We start from the raw sequence: 17,643 nt of genomic DNA on the forward strand, positions 1-17,643 counted from the left end.
CCGTATCTGGGAAAGGGGTGAGGTCCAGATGCTGACAGGAGTTCGTACCGTCATTCTTGGCGGTGATGCACGGCAGCTTGAGGTCATTCGGAAGTGTGTAGATATGGATGCGACTGTAAGTGTAGTTGGTTTTGACCGGATCGCCGATCAGCTTAAGGGTGTGAGCAACGAGAAGCTGAGTGTCCGGCTTTTTGAATCTGCAGATGCCATTGTACTGCCAGTGGTAGGCTGTGAAGAGGATGGGAGTGTGAAGGCTGATTTTACGGAACAGCCACTTCACTTTCAGCATGAGCATGCGTCCGCTTTACCGCCTCATTGTGTGGTGTATACGGGAATGGCCAAACCTTATTTACAAAAGTTGTGTGATAAGTACAATCTCAGGCTTGTAGAGCTGCTGGAGCGCGATGATGTTGCCATCTATAATTCCATCCCCACAGCAGAGGGCGCCATTATGATGGCAATTCAGAATACGGATATCACGCTGCATGGGGCGCGCTGTATGGTACTGGGGCTGGGCCGAACCGGCTTTACTCTGGCCAGGACGCTGCAAGGGCTTGGTGCTAATGTGCAGGTAGGAATACAGCTGCGAGAGGAAGCAGCAAGAGCAAGTGCGATGGGCTGGAGGCCTTTTATGACAAGGGATCTGGCCGATGAGGTCGGGGAGATTGACTTGATTTTTAATACGATACCCTCTATGATAATCACAGCACAAATCCTGTCCAGAATGCAGACAAGTGCAGTGATTATAGATATTGCTTCTTCCCCCGGCGGATGTGATTACCGATATGCTGCCAAACGCGGCATTAAGGCGATCCTGGCTCCGGGACTCCCCGGCATCGTAGCTCCCAAGACGGCAGGCGTGATTATGGCAAATGCATTGGTGCAGCTGTTAATGGAAGATAATCCGAATCGGGGGGAAGGCAAATGAACTGGCAGGGTAAAACAGTTGGCTATGCAATTACGGGCTCTCACTGTACCTTTGAGGAAGTGATGCCCGTTATTCAACGTTTTGTAGACAGTGGGGCTAAGGTAATTCCGATTGTCTCCAATACGGTCATGACTACAGACACGCGGTTTGGCACCTCGCAAAGTTGGCAAAAACAGTTGAAAGATATAACAGGGAATGATATCATTTCTACAATTGTGGAGGCTGAGCCGCTAGGCCCCTCGCAGTTGCTGGATGTACTGGTCATTGCGCCGTGCACCGGCAATTCGATCAGTCGACTTGCGAATGCGATGACTGACAGTCCTGTGCTGATGGCTGCCAAAGCACAGATGAGGAACGGACGACCGCTTGTCCTCGCCATTTCGACCAATGATGGTCTGGGCTTGAATGCTGCCAATATCGCTAAGCTACTGGTTGCAAAGAACATATACTTCGTACCTTTCGGTCAGGATAATCCCCAGCAGAAGCCTAACTCACTAGTGGCCAAAATGTCGATTATTCCAGAAGCATGCTATGCTGCCATACAAGGACAACAGCTACAGCCCATGATTATTGAACGTCATGACTAACGCATAACGGTCAGACCAAGCTAACATCCAGGTAATAATTCAGCTAAGCTGAAGAATTATATATTCCTTCCTTGTACGTGTGATGAGTAAGAGGAAGGGCCTTTCGTGCATTTTGCTGAGTGAGATGTGCGCTGGCAAAATGCTAGTTTTATTTATGATGGCATGATTCATAAGCTTTTAGTAGGGCAGAGTGATTCTGTCGTCATCAGAAAAAATGACCGCGAATTGCGGTCGGTCTTCATCGTGAATACGACGATAGACGTGTTCTGTATGCAGCAACTATTAATGAGTGCGATTAGAAGAGGAGATATGCCAGATGAGCAATGTAGAGTTTAATGTCGCTGTCGTTGGAGCAACAGGTGCGGTTGGAGAGCAAATTATTAAATTGCTGGAAAAACGGAATTTTCCGATTAAGACACTCAAGCTGCTGTCTTCTCCGCGTTCTGCTGGCACAGTCATTAACTTTAAGGGCCAAGATATCGTAGTAGAAACAGCAACCCCTGAGAGCTTCGAAGGTGTCGATATTGCATTATTCAGTGCAGGCGGAGACGTAAGTAAAGCATTGGCTCCTCATGCCATTGAACGTGGAGTTGTCTGCATTGACAATACCAATGCGTACCGCATGGACCCGAACACTCCGTTGGTGGTCCCAGAAGTGAATCCAGATCAGATCTTTGAGCACAATGGTCTTATTGCGAATCCGAACTGCTCTACCATTCAAATGGTAGCGGCCTTGAAGCCGCTCTATGACCGCTATGGAATTGAACGCATCATCGTATCGACCTATCAAGCTGTATCCGGCGCTGGCGCCAAAGCAATTAGCGAATTGAACAGACAATCGGCGGCAGTGCTGAATGGGGATGCTTTTGAGCCGGACATTCTTCCTGTAGGTGCCCTGCCTGTTAAGCATCAGATCGCCTTCAACGCAGTACCGCAAATTGATAAATTTCAAGATAATGGTTACACCCTGGAAGAAATGAAGATGGTTCGTGAAACGAAGAAGATCCTGAATGACGAGTCCGTGTCGGTAACGGCTACATGTGTGCGCATTCCTGTCGTCTACGGGCATTCGGAATCCGTGTATGTCGAGCTGAAGCAGGATTACAAGCTGGAGGATGTACGAGAGCTTCTGGCCTCGGCCCCTGGAATTACACTGGTGGATGATCCAACGAATCAAGCGTATCCGCTGGCTACGACGGCTGCGGGTGAACTGGATGTCTTTGTAGGACGTCTTCGGGAGGACCTGGGCAATAGCCGCGGTCTGAATATGTGGATCGTATCGGATAATCTGCTTAAGGGCGCAGCATGGAATGCTGTTCAGATTGCCGAGATCATCGCAGCAAAGAAAGCATAAGGTTCCAAAGGTGTCTACCGTAGAGGAGAAATAGGTAATGGGGATATTAGTGCAAAAATACGGGGGAACTTCACTATCTACACCTGAAGCCCGTGAGCTTGTTATTGGACATATTAAAAGAGAACTGGCTAATCAATATCAACTGGTCGTGGTCGTATCTGCTATGGGGCGCATAGGTGAGCCATATGCTACCGATACTCTGCTGGGCTGGGCTGCGAGTAATGGGGACAGTCTGCCTACCCGGGAGCGGGATTTGCTTATGAGCTGTGGGGAGATTATCTCCGCAGCCACCTTGTGCAGTCTCCTCTGCCATGAGGGCATTGAGGCGACGGTATTGACAGGAGCACAGGCCGGCTTCCTGACGGATAGCCAGTTCGGCAATGCGCGTATTGTAGATATTCGCCCGGATCGGGTGCTACAAGAGCTGGAGCAGGGACGTGTCGTTATTGTTACCGGCTTCCAGGGGCAGGATGAACAGGGAGATTTCACGACACTTGGCAGGGGGGGGAGCGATACCTCAGCCACAGCTATTGGAGCCGCCTTGCATGCTGATATAGTAGATATCTATACAGATGTAGACGGCATTCTCACGGCAGATCCGCGGATTGTGGAGGATGCACGCCCCCTTACGTATGTCAGCTATAATGAAATTTGCAACATGGCTTATCAGGGAGCAAAGGTCATTCACCCGCGTGCTGTCGAGATTGCCATGCAGGCTAACATTCCTGTAAGGGTGCGCTCGACATTCTCGGAATCCGAGGGGACCTTGGTGACTCATCCGGAAGGCTTCACGAAGGTGCAGCCAGGTGTAGTGGATCGTTATGTCACTGGGATTGCCTACGTGGGAAATGTTACGCAGATTACCGTGGAGACGGAGGCAGGAATTGAACAACTGCAACTGAAGGTGTTCAAGACGATGGCTGAGCACGGAATCAGTGTTGACTTTATCAATGTGACTCCTACTGGAGCTGTATATACGGTGTCAGATCAGGATGGTGTCAAGGCGCTACAGGTGCTGGGAGAGCTTGGGCTTGAGCCTAAGATTCTATCAGGCTGTGCCAAGGTGTCGGTTATTGGTGGTGGCATTAATGGCGTTCCCGGCATCATGGCCATGATCGTAGAGGCATTGACCGTAGCTGGTATTCCTATTCTGCAATCAGCGGATTCCAATACAACCATATGGGTTCTCGTCAAGAAGGAAGATATGGTTCAGGCTTTGCGTGCGTTGCATGCCAAGTTTGAGCTCCATCGCTAGATTTTGCATGAAGTAGGAAGGGAGGAAGCAAGCTTGGATTTTGGCAGATTAATTACAGCTATGGTTACTCCATTCGACGAGCAAGGTGAGATTAACTGGGAAGCCACCGCTCAATTGATGGATTACTTGATAGATGTTCAGAAGTCCGAATCACTTGTTATATCCGGAACTACAGGAGAAGCACCTACGCTCAGTGATGAGGAGAAAATAAAGCTGTTCTCCTTTGCTGTAGAGAAGGCAGCAGGTCGCTGCAAGATTATAGCGGGTACAGGAAGCAATAACACCCGCCATTCCATTCATTTGACCCAGGCAGCAGAGCGCACGGGAGTGGATGGGGTACTGCTTGTGGTGCCTTACTACAACAAGCCAAATCAGGAAGGCATATTCCGGCATTTTGAAAGTATAGCGCAAGCTACGAAGTTGCCTGTTATGCTGTATAATGTTCCGCAACGTACAGCAGTAAGTATGTCCAGTGTGACGACACTGCGACTGGCTCAGATCGACAATATTGTAGCGACGAAGGAGTGTGTCTCGACAGAGCAGGTAGGCAAGATTGTCCGTAGTGCACCGGAAGGCTTCAAAGTCTATTCTGGTGATGATTCCTCTGGATTGCCAGCCATGTCTGTTGGTGCCTATGGTATTGTGAGCGTCGCCAGTCACGTCGTTGGTGCGGAGATGAAGCAAATGATGGATGCCTTTATCTCTGGGCGTATAGAAGAGGCGACTAAGCTTCATGGTAAGCTGCTGCCTGTATTCAAGGGGCTGTTTGAATGCCCCAACCCGGTAGCGGTGAAGTATTCACTGGAGCTGAAGGGCTTGAATGTAGGGTCCGTGAGGCTTCCGCTCGTTGCGCCGAATGATTCAGAGAAAGCTTTGATTAAACAGCTGTATGAATAAATAATGCGATTGCATTGAAGGGTGTCCGAGGCCAGAGCTGGCGGGACGCCCTTTTTGTTTTGATAATAGGATTTATAAGTTTTCAGCGGAGCAGAACAATTCGATTAACGCAAGAAATCTCCCACTAATTCGGTCTGACCTTGTATGAAAGTACGCCGAAAGACGATTGTCTTATGCTTAATTAATGAGCAGGTCTATCGCCACGTGGCTATGGGCAGATCTGCAGAATGACCATGTTTTTTACTGCATTGTATCCTTCCTTTAAGGTAAGCATATATTGACAACATTGCTGCTATACTGCGTTGTCATGGGATGTGCTATTACGGGGTAACCTGTAAATGACAAACAGGCGACTTGTTTTTTCGCTTTTTAATCATGTATAATGATTGCAAGTGACTGGGTGCGGTAATATTTTGAAATTTCGTGTTTTGTAAATCACAAAGCACTAATTTTGCATATGCGTTTGCATCATCTGACAACGCTTTGCAGGAATGTGTCCGGATTTCAGCAGCGTGATCTGCATACATTGCTGTCTTATGCGCTTGATATGTTGCTAAATTGCTGAATAAATTAAGGTACGACGTCCAACTACCATAGGAGGTTTAGATTCTTTTGTCTAAGAAAACAAACAACGATAAATTGCTGATTTTTGCTTTGGGCGGCGTCGGTGAAATCGGGAAAAATATGTACGTGGTTCAATACGCCAATGATATTGTGGTGGTGGACGCCGGACTCAAATTTCCTGAGGAAGATATGCTCGGAATAGATATGGTTATTCCTGATATTTCATACTTGACGGAAAATCGTGACAAAGTAAAAGGGATTGTGCTGACGCACGGTCATGAAGACCATATTGGTGGTCTCCCGTACGTGCTGAAGCATCTGAATGTGCCTGTATATGGTACGAAGCTGACAATGGGGCTGGTGGAGAATAAGCTGAAGGAAGCCAATCTGCTTGGCGAGACGAAGCGTATTCTGATCCATGCAGACTCCGAGATCAAGCTGGGAACTAATCTTCGCCTATCGTTCTTCAGCACGAACCACAGTATTCCGGATTCAGTAGGTGTGTGTATTGATACGCCAGAAGGTGCTGTTGTTCACACGGGAGACTTCAAGTTCGACCATACACCAGTAAATGGGCACTATGCTGACCTGCAGCGTATGGCTGAGATCGGTAGCCGTGGTGTACTGGCCCTCTTGTCTGACAGTACGAATGCAGAGAAGCCTGGCTTCACGCCTTCAGAGAAGAGCGTAGGGATTGTGCTTGAGGATATCTTCCGCAAATCCAGACAGCGGGTTGTAGTAGCAACCTTCGCTTCTAATGTACATCGTATCCAACAAGTTGTTCATGCTGCTGAGAAGACAGGACGCAAGATTGCAGTCATTGGCCGCAGCATGGTGAACGTGGTAGGAATCGCTGAAGATCTTGGATACTTGAACATTCCAGATGGAATGCTTATTGAGCCTGAAGAAGTAGGCAAGATGTCCGCAGACCGTGTCGTAATTCTGTGCACAGGTAGCCAAGGAGAACCAATGTCAGCCTTGACACGCATGGCTCGCTCGACTCACCGTAAGGTGGACATTCTGCCTGGTGATACAGTGATCATTGCTGCGACACCTGTACCTGGTAATGAGAAATATGTAGGACGCACCATTGATGATTTGTTCAAGCTAGGTGCTGAAGTATACTACAGTGGTGCCAACCCGGGTGTTCACGTATCTGGCCATGGTAGTCAGGAAGAGCTTAAGCTGATGCTGAACCTGATGAAGCCTAAATTCTTCATTCCAATTCACGGTGAATATCGGATGCAGCGCAGACATGCATTGCTCGCGGAATCCGTTGGTGTGGAGCATGATAATATCTTCATTACGGATATTGGTGAGGTTGTCGAAATTCAGGGCGGTTCAGCACGCAAGGCCGGTAAAGTAACGGCAGGAAATGTGTTGATCGACGGTCTGGGTGTAGGCGATGTAGGTAATATCGTATTGCGCGACCGTAAGCTGTTGTCGCAGGACGGAATTCTGGTGGTCGTGGTCACGTTGAGCAAGCAGGACGGAACCATCGTATCGGGTCCAGACATCATATCTCGTGGATTTGTATACGTAAGGGAATCAGAAGGATTACTTGATGAGGCCAATCGTATCGTATCCAACACGCTGCAGAGATTGATGAGTGAGAATGTAAATGAATGGGCTTCCCTTAAGACGAATGTCAAGGATGCTCTGGGGCGCTTCCTGTATGAACAGACTCGCCGCAGACCAATGATCTTGCCGATCATTATGGAAGTATAATTAATAGATTGAAATCAAATATCTGGCACACAGTCGCCTTTCCCGGAAGAAATATGGACGGTTTCTTCCCGTGGAAAGGCTTTTTTTTGTGAAAGGTGTCCTCTGGACAGGGGATGACAGCCTACATAGAAAGGTAGCAAATGTGATGAGCGTCTTTCGTCCACTACTGACATTTTTGTTTGATTTCATCTTAGTGTATGTATAAATTCTTCCATCCGAACCTCATACTAGAAGTGAATTGTTATCATAGAACTGGTTAAGAAAGGAAGATTATATGTATCAGGTACATGGTTCATCTGAGGGAAATGAGGAGCAAGCACCACGAGAGGAGGAGCCGAAGCGGAATCCTGTACTTGAGAGCCTTCAACAGCTCGGGCAGACAGCGTTGCCAGCCGCAGAGTCCAACGTATTCTGTATGACGATCATAGGTCAGATCGAGGGTCATTATATATTGCCGCCACAGAACAAGACGACCAAGTATGAGCACATGATTCCCCAACTTGTTGCAGCTGAGCAAAATCCAAAAATCGAGGGCCTCATGATTCTACTGAATACGGTAGGTGGAGATGTAGAGGCGGGTCTTGCGATCGCCGAAATGATTGCTTCTCTGACTAAGCCTACGGTTACGGTAGTTATTGGAGGTGGGCATAGTATTGGAGTACCTATTGCGGTCTCGGCTTCGTATTCATTTATTGCGGAAAGTGCAACAATGACGATTCACCCTGTTCGAATGAACGGGCTTGTAATCGGGGTTCCGCAGACCTTTGAGTATATGGAGAAAATGCAGGAGAGAGTCGTACGCTTCGTAATGGCACATTCCAGAATTACAGAAGAGCAATTTAAGGAGCTTATGTTCAAGACTGGGGAGCTGAATCGGGATATAGGCACGGCTGTTGGCGGCGCAGAAGCAGTCAAATACGGATTGATGGATCAGGTGGGCGGGATTGGTGAAGCGCTGGCGAAACTGAATAGCATGATTGAGGAACGTCGTGAAATCCGGCGCCAGCAAATGCAATCGTTGCAATCGCTGCAAACTTCGAGTGGGGCTTCAACTCAGCAGGTGGGGAGTTCTCCTAATCCATTGTCAGCCCCGCACGGAGGAGGATTTCCACAATGACGCTCTACACCGTGATGCCACCTGAATTGATCTGGGAAGGGCTATGGAAGGATACGGGACAGTACCAGGATATTCGTGTTGGGGGGCTACTGATGCAGGTTCGCTCTACAGGGCCCCGTAGTGGAACGATCGTCCGCCTGCTGGACTGTCCGCTAGAAGCTTACCTGAACCCCATGTATGCGCCTGGGAGCGAAATCGAGTGGACATAGACGGTGATTAATCCAGGCATACGGTTCTGTCGAAAAGTATCAGAAAAGAACATATGTGCGGATACATGCCAGTCATGCTATAATATGCTTCTGGAGGGGTGAAACGGATGGCCAGAAGACGTAAGAAAAAGAAATCCATATTAGGCAGTGTACTCAAGTATGAAATCTATGGTATCGTGCTGATTACCTTATCTGTAATAGCATTATCCGGAGAAGCCGCTGTAGGCCGCTCTCTGTCCAAAATGTTCGGTTTGGTGCTCGGCAAATTCTATTTTGTGATCCCTCTCATCGGCATTTTTGTCGGACTTATGGTCATGATTAATCGAAAGTGGCCTCATCAATGGAACACAAGAAGAAGTGGTGTGGTTCTGCTGGTGTGTGCTCTCACGCTGATGAGTGCAATCTCGTCCATGGAACAGCGTCTGGGACCGATTCAGGCGCTTGAGCCTGGAAATGTGATGAGTCAAATACATACGGATATGAATACGGAGCTGCTTGCTCCAAGGCCAGCAGATGATGGCTCAATGCTCAATAAAGAGATTAGCGGAGGGTACGTTGGGGCTCTTCAACTGACACTCCTGCTATGGTTGTTCGGCTTGACTGGCGCAAAGCTGGTGATGCTGGTGATGTTCGTCATTTCCTTCATGCTAATAACACAGCTTTCCTATGTGGATCTGGCGAAGTTCGTACGGACTCGCATGGGCAAGGTAGGGGGAGCATTGCAGCACAAGTGGAATGAGCGGCAAGGTCCCCTTGCCGCCACTCGCGCGCGTGCAGCTAACGGAAAAATCAAGGCGGAGCCCATCCCGGATTATGACGATCTGGAGGAAGATTTTGAAGAGCTTGAAATGCCGAAGAAGCGTCAGCCGCTATTCTTTCAGCTGTTCGGCAACAAGACAGCACCTGCAGAAGACAAGTCGGATGCTACTGATTCTACAGATGAGGATATATATGTAGCAGGGCGAGATGATATGCCGGAGGTAGTTGAAGAGTCTGAGAATAGCAAGAATGCTCAGCAGCCAAGTAGTTCCCCAATTATCCGCAATTTCTTCGAGCAGGTACGAAGTGAGGAAGACCCTCTTGATGAGGATCTTCAGGAGGATAGCTATGCGGGGCGTTCGCTGAACCAGCCGGGTAGTCATGCCCCGCTGTCTGATTTAGAGAGAGAGCCGTATAGTAACATGGATAACACGTTGGATAGTACCGTGGCAATTACGGATAGCCAAGCACATGTAGGTAATGCGTCTGCTCAGGATGGCATGATTCAGCACCCACTCGATGAGGAATTTGGGGACGAGGAGCTGCCACTGCCAGAAGAGCAATTAGCTTCTGAGACGGTTACTCAGTCAGAGGAAGGTGCAGCGAATGGGGCAACGGCAACAGGGACAACGGTAGTTGACCAACAGCCGCAGCCCAAGCCTTACCGATTGCCTCCATTAAAGCTCCTTGATCGACCAGCAGGGGCAGGCAATGCGGGTGATCAGAATGATTATATGCAGACGGCACGCAAGCTCGAAGCTACGCTTGAGAGCTTTGGTGTACGAGCCAAGGTACTGGAGGTAGTTCGAGGCCCAGCGGTGACACGCTATGAGATCCAACCGGATATCGGTGTGAAGGTTAGTCGAATCGTGAACTTGACCGATGATATTGCCCTGGCATTGGCTGCCAAGGATATTCGGATGGAGGCACCGATTCCGGGGAAATCAGCTATTGGTATTGAGGTGCCTAATAGCGAGGTCTCGGTTGTTACAATGCGTGAGGTTATGGAAACGAACGTGTTCAGGGAAGCCGAGTCGAAGCTATCGATTGCATTTGGGCGGGATATTGCCGGACAGACGATTGTAGGCAACCTCGCGAAGATGCCCCATTTGTTGGTAGCTGGTGCGACAGGCTCGGGTAAATCCGTCTGTATTAATGGTATTATTACCAGCATTCTGTATAAGGCCAAGCCTGATGAGGTCAAGTTCCTCATGGTCGATCCGAAGATGGTGGAGCTGAACGTATACAATGGAATCCCTCATTTGATGGCGCCAGTGGTTACCGATCCCAAGCGTGCATCACTTGCTCTTAAGAAGATTGTTGTGGAAATGGAGAAACGCTATGAGCTATTCTCCAAATCGGGAACGAGGAACGTTGAGGGCTATAATCAACTGATGCGTGATAACCCGGCGGCAGTGCTTCCATATATCGTAGTTATCGTGGATGAGCTTGCTGATCTGATGATGGTAGCGGCTGGAGATGTAGAGGATGCTATTGCTCGTCTTGCGCAGATGGCCCGTGCGGCAGGCATTCACTTGATTATTGCTACACAGCGTCCATCTGTCGACGTCATCACTGGTGTTATTAAGGCCAATATTCCTTCACGGATCGCGTTCGGTGTCTCCTCACAGGTCGATTCACGGACCATCTTGGATATGGGTGGAGCCGAGAAGCTGCTCGGGCGTGGTGATATGCTGTTCATGCCGATGGGAGCCTCTAAGCCTGTCCGTGTTCAGGGCGCATTCCTGAGTGATCAGGAGGTAGAGAACATTGTCAGCTATGTACGAGATCAGGCTGAAGCTGAATACGACGAATCTATCGTTCCTGAAGTTGAGGAATCATCTATGGAGGGTGAGGAGATTGTGGACGAGCTGTATGAGCAGGCCGTAAACATCATTCTCGAAGCCAAGCAAGCCTCCGTCTCGCTGCTGCAGCGACGTATGAGAATTGGCTATACGCGTGCAGCACGACTAATTGACTCCATGGAGGCACGTGGTGTGATTGGTCCCTATGAGGGAAGCAAGCCGCGTGAGGTACTAATTTCACTGGAGCAATATCAGCAGAACAAGATTAGCTCCTGAATCACATAGACATGAGATTTAAGACATATGCATTGTTGAACGTCTGAACGTCGAATTTAACTTATTTGAAATAACATAAACAGCGGCTTTCCTTTTTGGAGAGACGCTGTTTTTTGATAATCGAAATTATACGTTTTTAGCGAAGCGAGGCAATTCAAATATTGCAAAAAAAACTTCAACTAAAGGCGGTCTCTCTTCTGTGAAAGTACGTCGATAGGCGTTTTCTTGTTGTATTTCCTGAACTTTCGCAAGGAATTGCCCGAAGAGAGAAGCAATGAATAGCATTTCTGTTAGCTTGTCATAATAAGCGTAGCTATCCTGTTCATTCCACCACAGAAAGGTAGATCACAGCTTATGAGAAAACTGACACTTTGGATATGCGCTTGTGCAATGGTGATATCTACAGCCATCTACGCAGGGATTGTCGATAAGCAAGGCGCCAGCTCAAGCAAGGTAAGTGCTTCTGAGACCGAACAGTTACAGCCTGCTGCTCCTACATTCAGCTCACAGAGCATCAATTTTGGTTCCTATGGCCAGGATGTCTATGAGCTACAGAGCCGCCTTAAGCTTTTGGGCTTTTATCACGGTAAAGTAGATAGTCAGTTTGGCAGCAAAACGTTGAACTCTGTCAAATGGTTTCAAGGTGAATTTGGCATGAAAGCAGATGGAGTGGTTGGTGCAAAAACGAAGCTGAAGCTGGTGAACGCGACCAAGCACTGGAAGCCAACCGAGACACCCTTGCATAAGAAAAACAATGCGAATGCAGGGGCAGGAGGACAAGCGGCTGATAAGGGAGCAGATTCAATTAGTTCCGGGAATACAATGGGGCTATCCGAAAATGATCTTAAGATTATGGCAAACGCCGTGTATGGCGAGGCTCGCGGAGAACCATTCGAGGGACAGGTAGCAGTAGCAGCCGTTATTTTGAATCGCGTCAAGTCACCAAGCTTCCCTAATACGTCATCAGGTGTAATCTTTCAGCCAGGAGCCTTCACGGCTGTTGCAGACGGACAAATCTGGCTGGAGCCCAACGAGCAGGCACGTAAGGCGGTACAGCAGGCATTGAATGGCTGGGACCCATCTGGAGGATGCTTGTACTACTTTAACCCACGGACAGCGACTTCCAAATGGATTTGGACCCGTCCGCAGGTGAAGACGATCGGGCAGCATATTTTCTGTATGTAGCTTAGAAGTGCTTCAGTCTAGATGCTAGCCAATGCCCTCACATGCGTTGAAAGTGAACAATCCACGCCCATGTAATCCTGACATGAGCAACCGGGGCCTGTCTTCGGTTGCTTCTTGTCATTTTCATCGTTTACAATAAAGAGATAGATGTTGCCAATATTTACTGAAATGAAATTGATGCTGCAAAGGGGTTTTGAACTTGACTAAGACGAGTTTTGAGCGAGGCAGCCGCAGGCAACTGCGCATTCATGTGTTACCAACGACACGTTTCAAGACTTTTGCTATATCCTTGTACGCCGGTGTACCTCTCACAGAGGACACGGTAACTAGTGTGGCGGTAACGCCTTTCGTGCTTCGCCGCGGAACCTCAAGCTATCCGGAGACCATTCAATTCAGGGAACAGCTCGAACAGCTGTATGGCACGGGCTTCGGCTTTGACATTTACAAGCGGGGCGATTATCAGATCGTGCAGCTTCGAATGGACGCGATAAATGACAGCTTTGTCAGCAGCAGTGAAAGTCTGCTGGATCGCTCCCTGGCCTTCCTTGGAGAAGTGTTTACCAGCCCTGTGCTGGAGAACGGAGCCTTCCGTTCGTCGTATGTACAGCAGGAGAAGGAGACAGTTCGCAAGAAGCTCGAAGCGATCGTGAACGATAAGATACGCTATGCTGGCGAGCGCTGCCTTGAAGAAATGTGCAAGGAAGAGCCGTATCGACTGCATCCCCTTGGACAACGTAAGGATCTCGATAATATAGATGCGAGTAGCCTGTACAACAGTTATCAGCAATGGCTGGGGCAAGCCAGTCTGGATCTCTACGTTGTAGGGGATACGAGTCTTGAAGAGGTGGAGTCGTTAGTCGATCGCTACTTCCAGATGGATCGCTCTGCTGCACCAGACTACCGGAAGGAATCATCGCGTGCCGCTACACGCGAGGTGCAGACCGTCGTTGAACGCCTTGATGTGAATCAGGGCAAGCTGAACATGGGCTTCCGCACAGGCATCACATACGATGATCCTCGTTATGCCTCTGCCTTGATGTATAATGGCGTGCTCGGTGGTTATCCCCATTCGAAGCTGTTTGTAAATGTGCGCGAACGGGCAAGTCTGGCCTACTATGCATCATCGCGATATGATGGCCACAAAGGTATTGGTACGATTCAGTCCGGAATTGAGATTCCTAATTACGAGCAAGCAGTCAAGATTATTCGTCAGCAGCTGGATGATATGCGTAGTGGCAATATCAGTGAACTTGAGATGTCACAGACGAAGGCGATGATCCGCAACCTGCTGAAGGAAACTCAGGATTCCGCCTTTGAGATGATATCGTATGATTTCAACAGACAGTTGTCGGGCAAGGATCGCTCTGTTGATGAGCTACTGGCACAGATCGAGGCTGTTACCGTGCAGGACGTGCAGAATGCGGCTGACACGTTTCATCTGGACACCATTTACTTTTTGCGAGACCAGAAGGAGGAATAGACGTGCAGAGCATACCTTACGAGCATTTGCAGGAGACGCTGTATCATGAGGTCATGGATAACGGACTTCAGGTATATGTGCTGCCCAAGCCAGGTTTTCAGAAGACATTCGCAACGTTTGCGACAAAATATGGCTCCGTGGATAATCATTTTCGAGTAAAAGGGCAAGAGCATCAGGTCCCGGACGGCATTGCCCACTTCCTGGAGCACAAAATGTTCGAGGAGCCTGAGGGTGATATCTTCGCTACGTTCTCCTCCAACGGGGCATCCGCGAATGCATTTACAAGCTTTGATCAGACCGTGTATCTGTTCTCAGCGACAGAGCGCATCTATGATAATCTCGAGACCCTCGTTAATTTCGTTCAGCATCCTTATTTTACCGATGAGAATGTCAACAAGGAGAAGGGCATCATCAGTCAGGAAATCAATATGTACAATGATAATCCGGACTGGCGAAGCTACTTTGGACTGATTGAGGCATTGTACTCGAAGCATCCGGTGCATATCGATATTGCGGGTACGGTGGAGTCGATTCAAACGATTACGAAGGAAACGCTCTACGAATGCTATCATGCCTTCTATCACCCGAGCAACATGCTGTTGTTCGTAGTAGGTGGTGTGGAGCCTGAGAAAGTATTCGAGCTTGTACGAAACAATCAGAACGCCAAAACCTACGAGCCGCAAGGCGAGATTGAGCGTCTGTTCGAGCCGGAACCGTCTACGGTGGCAAATCCGCGCAAGGAAATGAAGCTGGCAGTTTCTTTGCCCAAGTGCTTGTTCGGATTCAAGGAGACCCGTCTTGGCCTGACAGGCGAGGCGCTGCTCCGACATGATCTGGAGAGCAAGCTGATGCTGGATATGCTCTTTGGCACCAGTACACAGTTATATCAGAAACTGTATGATGAGGGCTTAATCTCGGATAGCTTCGGACATGAGTATAACAGCTCTCCTCAGTATGCTTTCTCGGCGATTGGTGGCGATACGAAGGACCCTGACCAGCTATTGGCTCGTATCCGCGAGGAAGTCGAGGCGATCAAGCCAAAAGGCTTCGAGGAGGCTCATTTTGAACGTGCCCGGAAAAAGAGAATTGGCGGATATTTACGCATGCTGAATTCGCCCGAAAATATTGCGCACGAATTCACCAGACATCGTTTCCGAGGTAGCGATCTATTTGAGGTGCTGCCGGTCTATGAGAGTATTACCTTAGAGGACGTCAATCGCAGACTGCAGGAGCATCTGGATTGGAATCAAATGGCAGTATCTCTGGTGGTGAGTCCTTAACGTGGAGAGGGAGACCGGAGCTGAGCAGAAAGCATTAGCATCCATGACGGTTCTCGTCACGGGCGCAAGCCGGGGGATTGGTGCAGCCATAGCGGAACGATTCGCCTCGGTTGGCATGAAGGTCGTTATTCATTATCGCAATTCCCATGAAGCGGCGAATGAAGTAGCTCGTCGTTGTATGACCTATCCAGGGCAAGCGATGACTGTAGCTGCCGATCTGTGCAATCATGAGCAGATCAAGCGTATGTATGAGAAGCTGGAGAACCACGCCATGAAGCCGGATATCGTGGTGAACAATGCGGGAATATCGCATTATGGTATGCTGCAAGACATATCCGAGCAGGAGTGGGACCGCGTGATGGCGGTGAATGTAAAAAGTATATTTCTATGTACACAGACGTTCCTCCCGCACATGATCCGTCAGAAATACGGGCGTATTATCAATGTATCCTCCATCTGGGGACTGACGGGTGCCTCTTGTGAGGTGCTGTATTCCGCCACGAAGGGAGCGGTCAACGCGTTCACCAAAGCGCTGGCCAAGGAGACTGCGCGCTCTGGCGTGACGGTCAACGCTGTTGCACCGGGAGCAGTCGATACCTCTATGCTGGAGCATCTGAGCCACGAGGAATTAAGCGAGCTGGAGGAAGAGATCCCTGCCGGGCGTCTTGCTACACCAGACGAGATATCATCACTTGTGTACTTTCTGGCTCTGCCTGAATCGGGATACATCAATGGTCAGATAATCAGCCCTAATGGTGGCTGGCTGACCTGACATGATTTCATCACAAGTTCGAGGATTTTTGAGCTTCAGGCAGTATAGAGAACGGGCCGACAGCGCATATTACAATTGTCCATCCCAATTATAACTGCCTGTAAGGAGGAATCCGAAATGTCGTCAGTACTCAAAAATTTTGATAGCTGGAAGAAGTTCCTTGGCCAACGTGTAGAACAGGCCGAGAAAATGGGGATCAGTCAGGACACGATTGCCGAGCTTGCTTTTGAAATCGGTGAGTTCCTGGATGAAAAGGTAGACCCGTCCAACTATTCCAACCGTGCCTTGAAGGAGCTGTGGGAGGTTGCGGACGAGGATGAGCGTCACACCATTGCCAGATGCATGGTGAAGCTTGCCAAGCTGAACGCTTAAGCCGAAGTAGCAGTAATTGCAGATAAAGCTCCCTGTAAGGGGGCTTTTCTGCCTAAATGTACATGCTTTGGGCATGTAAGCGTCTAGCAGGCTTGAAACAGACGGCAGCAGGAGGAGGCTGTCTTTAATAGTTACACGACTGTTCTTGTTTTTTGAATCTTTTTTATATATCATAAACTTGACTCTTTTGTCCGTGGAGACTAAGGAATAGGTTTTCTATGACGAAATTCGATATTTGATGTCGATATGTGTTAGAATATAGGTTTGAATGAGGTGTCAATGTGACGGAAACCAAGCAATGGTATATGGAATATAAAATACATAAAAATCGCCCGGGGCTGCTCGGGGATATTGCTTCCATGCTAGGGATGCTCGAGGTGAACATTATCACCATCAATGGGGTGGAAGGTCAGCGTAGAGGTATGTTGCTGGAATCCGATGATGATGAGAAGATCCGAATTCTGGGAGAAATGCTGCAAAAGGCTAACAACATTACGATTACAGCCTTTCGCCCGCCGAAGCTGGTGGATATTCTCGCAGTACGCCATGGTCGATACATTGATCGTGATTCGGATGATCGCAAGACTTTTCGTTTTACTCGCGATGAGCTTGGGTTATTGGTCGACTTTTTGGGTGAAGTATTTAAAAGGGATGGCAATCAGGTTATCGGGCTACGTGGCATGCCGAGAGTAGGCAAGACCGAATCCATTATTGCAAGCAGCGTCTGTGCCATGAAGCGGTGGACTTTCGTATCCTCTACCTTGCTCCGCCAGACCGTAAGAAGTCAGCTTTCTGAGGAAGAGATGAATCCCAACAATGTGTTTATCATTGATGGCATTGTAAGCACAATCCGTTCTAATGAGAAGCATTACAATCTCCTGCAGGAGATTATGAGTATGCGCAGTACGAAGGTTATTGAGCATCCGGACATTTTTGTGCGTGAATCCGGTTATAGCTTCGATGATTTTGATATTATTATTGAGTTGCGGAACAATCCGAATGAGGAAATCATTTACGATACATTTACTACAAGCTATACGGATGATCTATAATATTGCGTAATGAACGAGGAGAT

General features: G+C 48.6%; 15 protein-coding genes. All 15 read left to right on the plus strand.

Features of this window, described 5'->3' with window-relative positions; translation table 11 throughout:
* The first annotated feature begins 28 nt into the window (after positions 1-28).
* Entirely contained in the window at positions 29-928 is a 900-nt protein-coding gene (dpsA, locus tag MKX74_RS10095; RefSeq protein ID WP_341178255.1) for a dipicolinate synthase subunit DpsA, read from the plus strand.
* Positions 925-1,515: a dipicolinate synthase subunit B gene (locus MKX74_RS10100; protein ID WP_018883351.1), complete on the plus strand. Its 591-nt coding sequence runs from the start codon at positions 925-927 to the stop codon at positions 1,513-1,515. Before dpsA ends, MKX74_RS10100 begins: the two co-directional genes overlap by 4 nt.
* 316 nt (positions 1,516-1,831) lie before the next feature.
* Positions 1,832-2,869: an aspartate-semialdehyde dehydrogenase gene (locus MKX74_RS10105; RefSeq protein ID WP_341178256.1), complete on the plus strand. Its 1,038-nt coding sequence runs from the start codon at positions 1,832-1,834 to the stop codon at positions 2,867-2,869.
* 37 nt (positions 2,870-2,906) lie between these two features.
* Positions 2,907-4,124 carry an aspartate kinase gene (gene dapG, locus MKX74_RS10110; protein ID WP_028589356.1) on the plus strand — a complete coding sequence of 406 codons (1,218 nt, stop codon included), beginning with the start codon at positions 2,907-2,909 and terminating at the stop codon, positions 4,122-4,124.
* Between the two features lie 33 nt (positions 4,125-4,157).
* Positions 4,158-5,021: a 4-hydroxy-tetrahydrodipicolinate synthase gene (gene dapA / locus MKX74_RS10115; RefSeq protein ID WP_341178257.1), complete on the plus strand. Its 864-nt coding sequence runs from the start codon at positions 4,158-4,160 to the stop codon at positions 5,019-5,021.
* A 612-nt stretch (positions 5,022-5,633) separates the two neighbouring features.
* Positions 5,634-7,313, plus strand: coding sequence for a ribonuclease J (locus tag MKX74_RS10120; protein ID WP_018883347.1), 1,680 nt, complete (start codon positions 5,634-5,636; stop codon positions 7,311-7,313).
* A gap of 274 nt (positions 7,314-7,587) precedes the next feature.
* Positions 7,588-8,430 (plus strand): ClpP family protease, encoded by an 843-nt coding sequence (locus MKX74_RS10125; RefSeq protein WP_341178258.1) that lies wholly within the window; start codon positions 7,588-7,590, stop codon positions 8,428-8,430.
* Positions 8,427-8,639, plus strand: a complete 213-nt coding sequence (locus tag MKX74_RS10130; protein WP_018883345.1) for a YlzJ-like family protein — start codon at positions 8,427-8,429, stop codon at positions 8,637-8,639. The genes MKX74_RS10125 and MKX74_RS10130 overlap by 4 nt, the downstream gene beginning before the upstream one ends.
* A 107-nt stretch (positions 8,640-8,746) precedes the next feature.
* Entirely contained in the window at positions 8,747-11,479 is a 2,733-nt protein-coding gene (locus tag MKX74_RS10135) for an FtsK/SpoIIIE family DNA translocase (RefSeq protein ID WP_341178259.1), read from the plus strand.
* A gap of 390 nt (positions 11,480-11,869) precedes the next feature.
* On the plus strand, positions 11,870-12,664 hold the full coding sequence (gene sleB, locus MKX74_RS10140; RefSeq protein WP_018883343.1) for a spore cortex-lytic enzyme: 795 nt from the start codon (positions 11,870-11,872) through the stop codon (positions 12,662-12,664).
* Positions 12,665-12,863: 199 nt separating this feature from the next.
* Entirely contained in the window at positions 12,864-14,144 is a 1,281-nt protein-coding gene (gene yfmF / locus MKX74_RS10145; protein WP_341178260.1) for an EF-P 5-aminopentanol modification-associated protein YfmF, read from the plus strand.
* A gap of 2 nt (positions 14,145-14,146) precedes the next feature.
* Positions 14,147-15,424, plus strand: coding sequence for an EF-P 5-aminopentanol modification-associated protein YfmH (gene yfmH, locus MKX74_RS10150; protein WP_341178261.1), 1,278 nt, complete (start codon positions 14,147-14,149; stop codon positions 15,422-15,424).
* 43 nt (positions 15,425-15,467) lie between these two features.
* Positions 15,468-16,196 carry an elongation factor P 5-aminopentanone reductase gene (ymfI, locus tag MKX74_RS10155; RefSeq protein ID WP_081625214.1) on the plus strand — a complete coding sequence of 243 codons (729 nt, stop codon included), beginning with the start codon at positions 15,468-15,470 and terminating at the stop codon, positions 16,194-16,196.
* 117 nt (positions 16,197-16,313) lie between these two features.
* Positions 16,314-16,568 carry a DUF3243 domain-containing protein gene (locus MKX74_RS10160; protein ID WP_018883339.1) on the plus strand — a complete coding sequence of 85 codons (255 nt, stop codon included), beginning with the start codon at positions 16,314-16,316 and terminating at the stop codon, positions 16,566-16,568.
* Positions 16,569-16,873: 305 nt separating this feature from the next.
* Positions 16,874-17,620, plus strand: coding sequence for a DUF3388 domain-containing protein (locus MKX74_RS10165; protein ID WP_033412136.1), 747 nt, complete (start codon positions 16,874-16,876; stop codon positions 17,618-17,620).
* Positions 17,621-17,643 lie beyond the last annotated feature (23 nt).

It is taken from the genome of Paenibacillus sp. FSL K6-1230 (genome assembly GCF_038002385.1).
GTDB lineage: Bacteria > Bacillota > Bacilli > Paenibacillales > Paenibacillaceae > Paenibacillus > Paenibacillus massiliensis.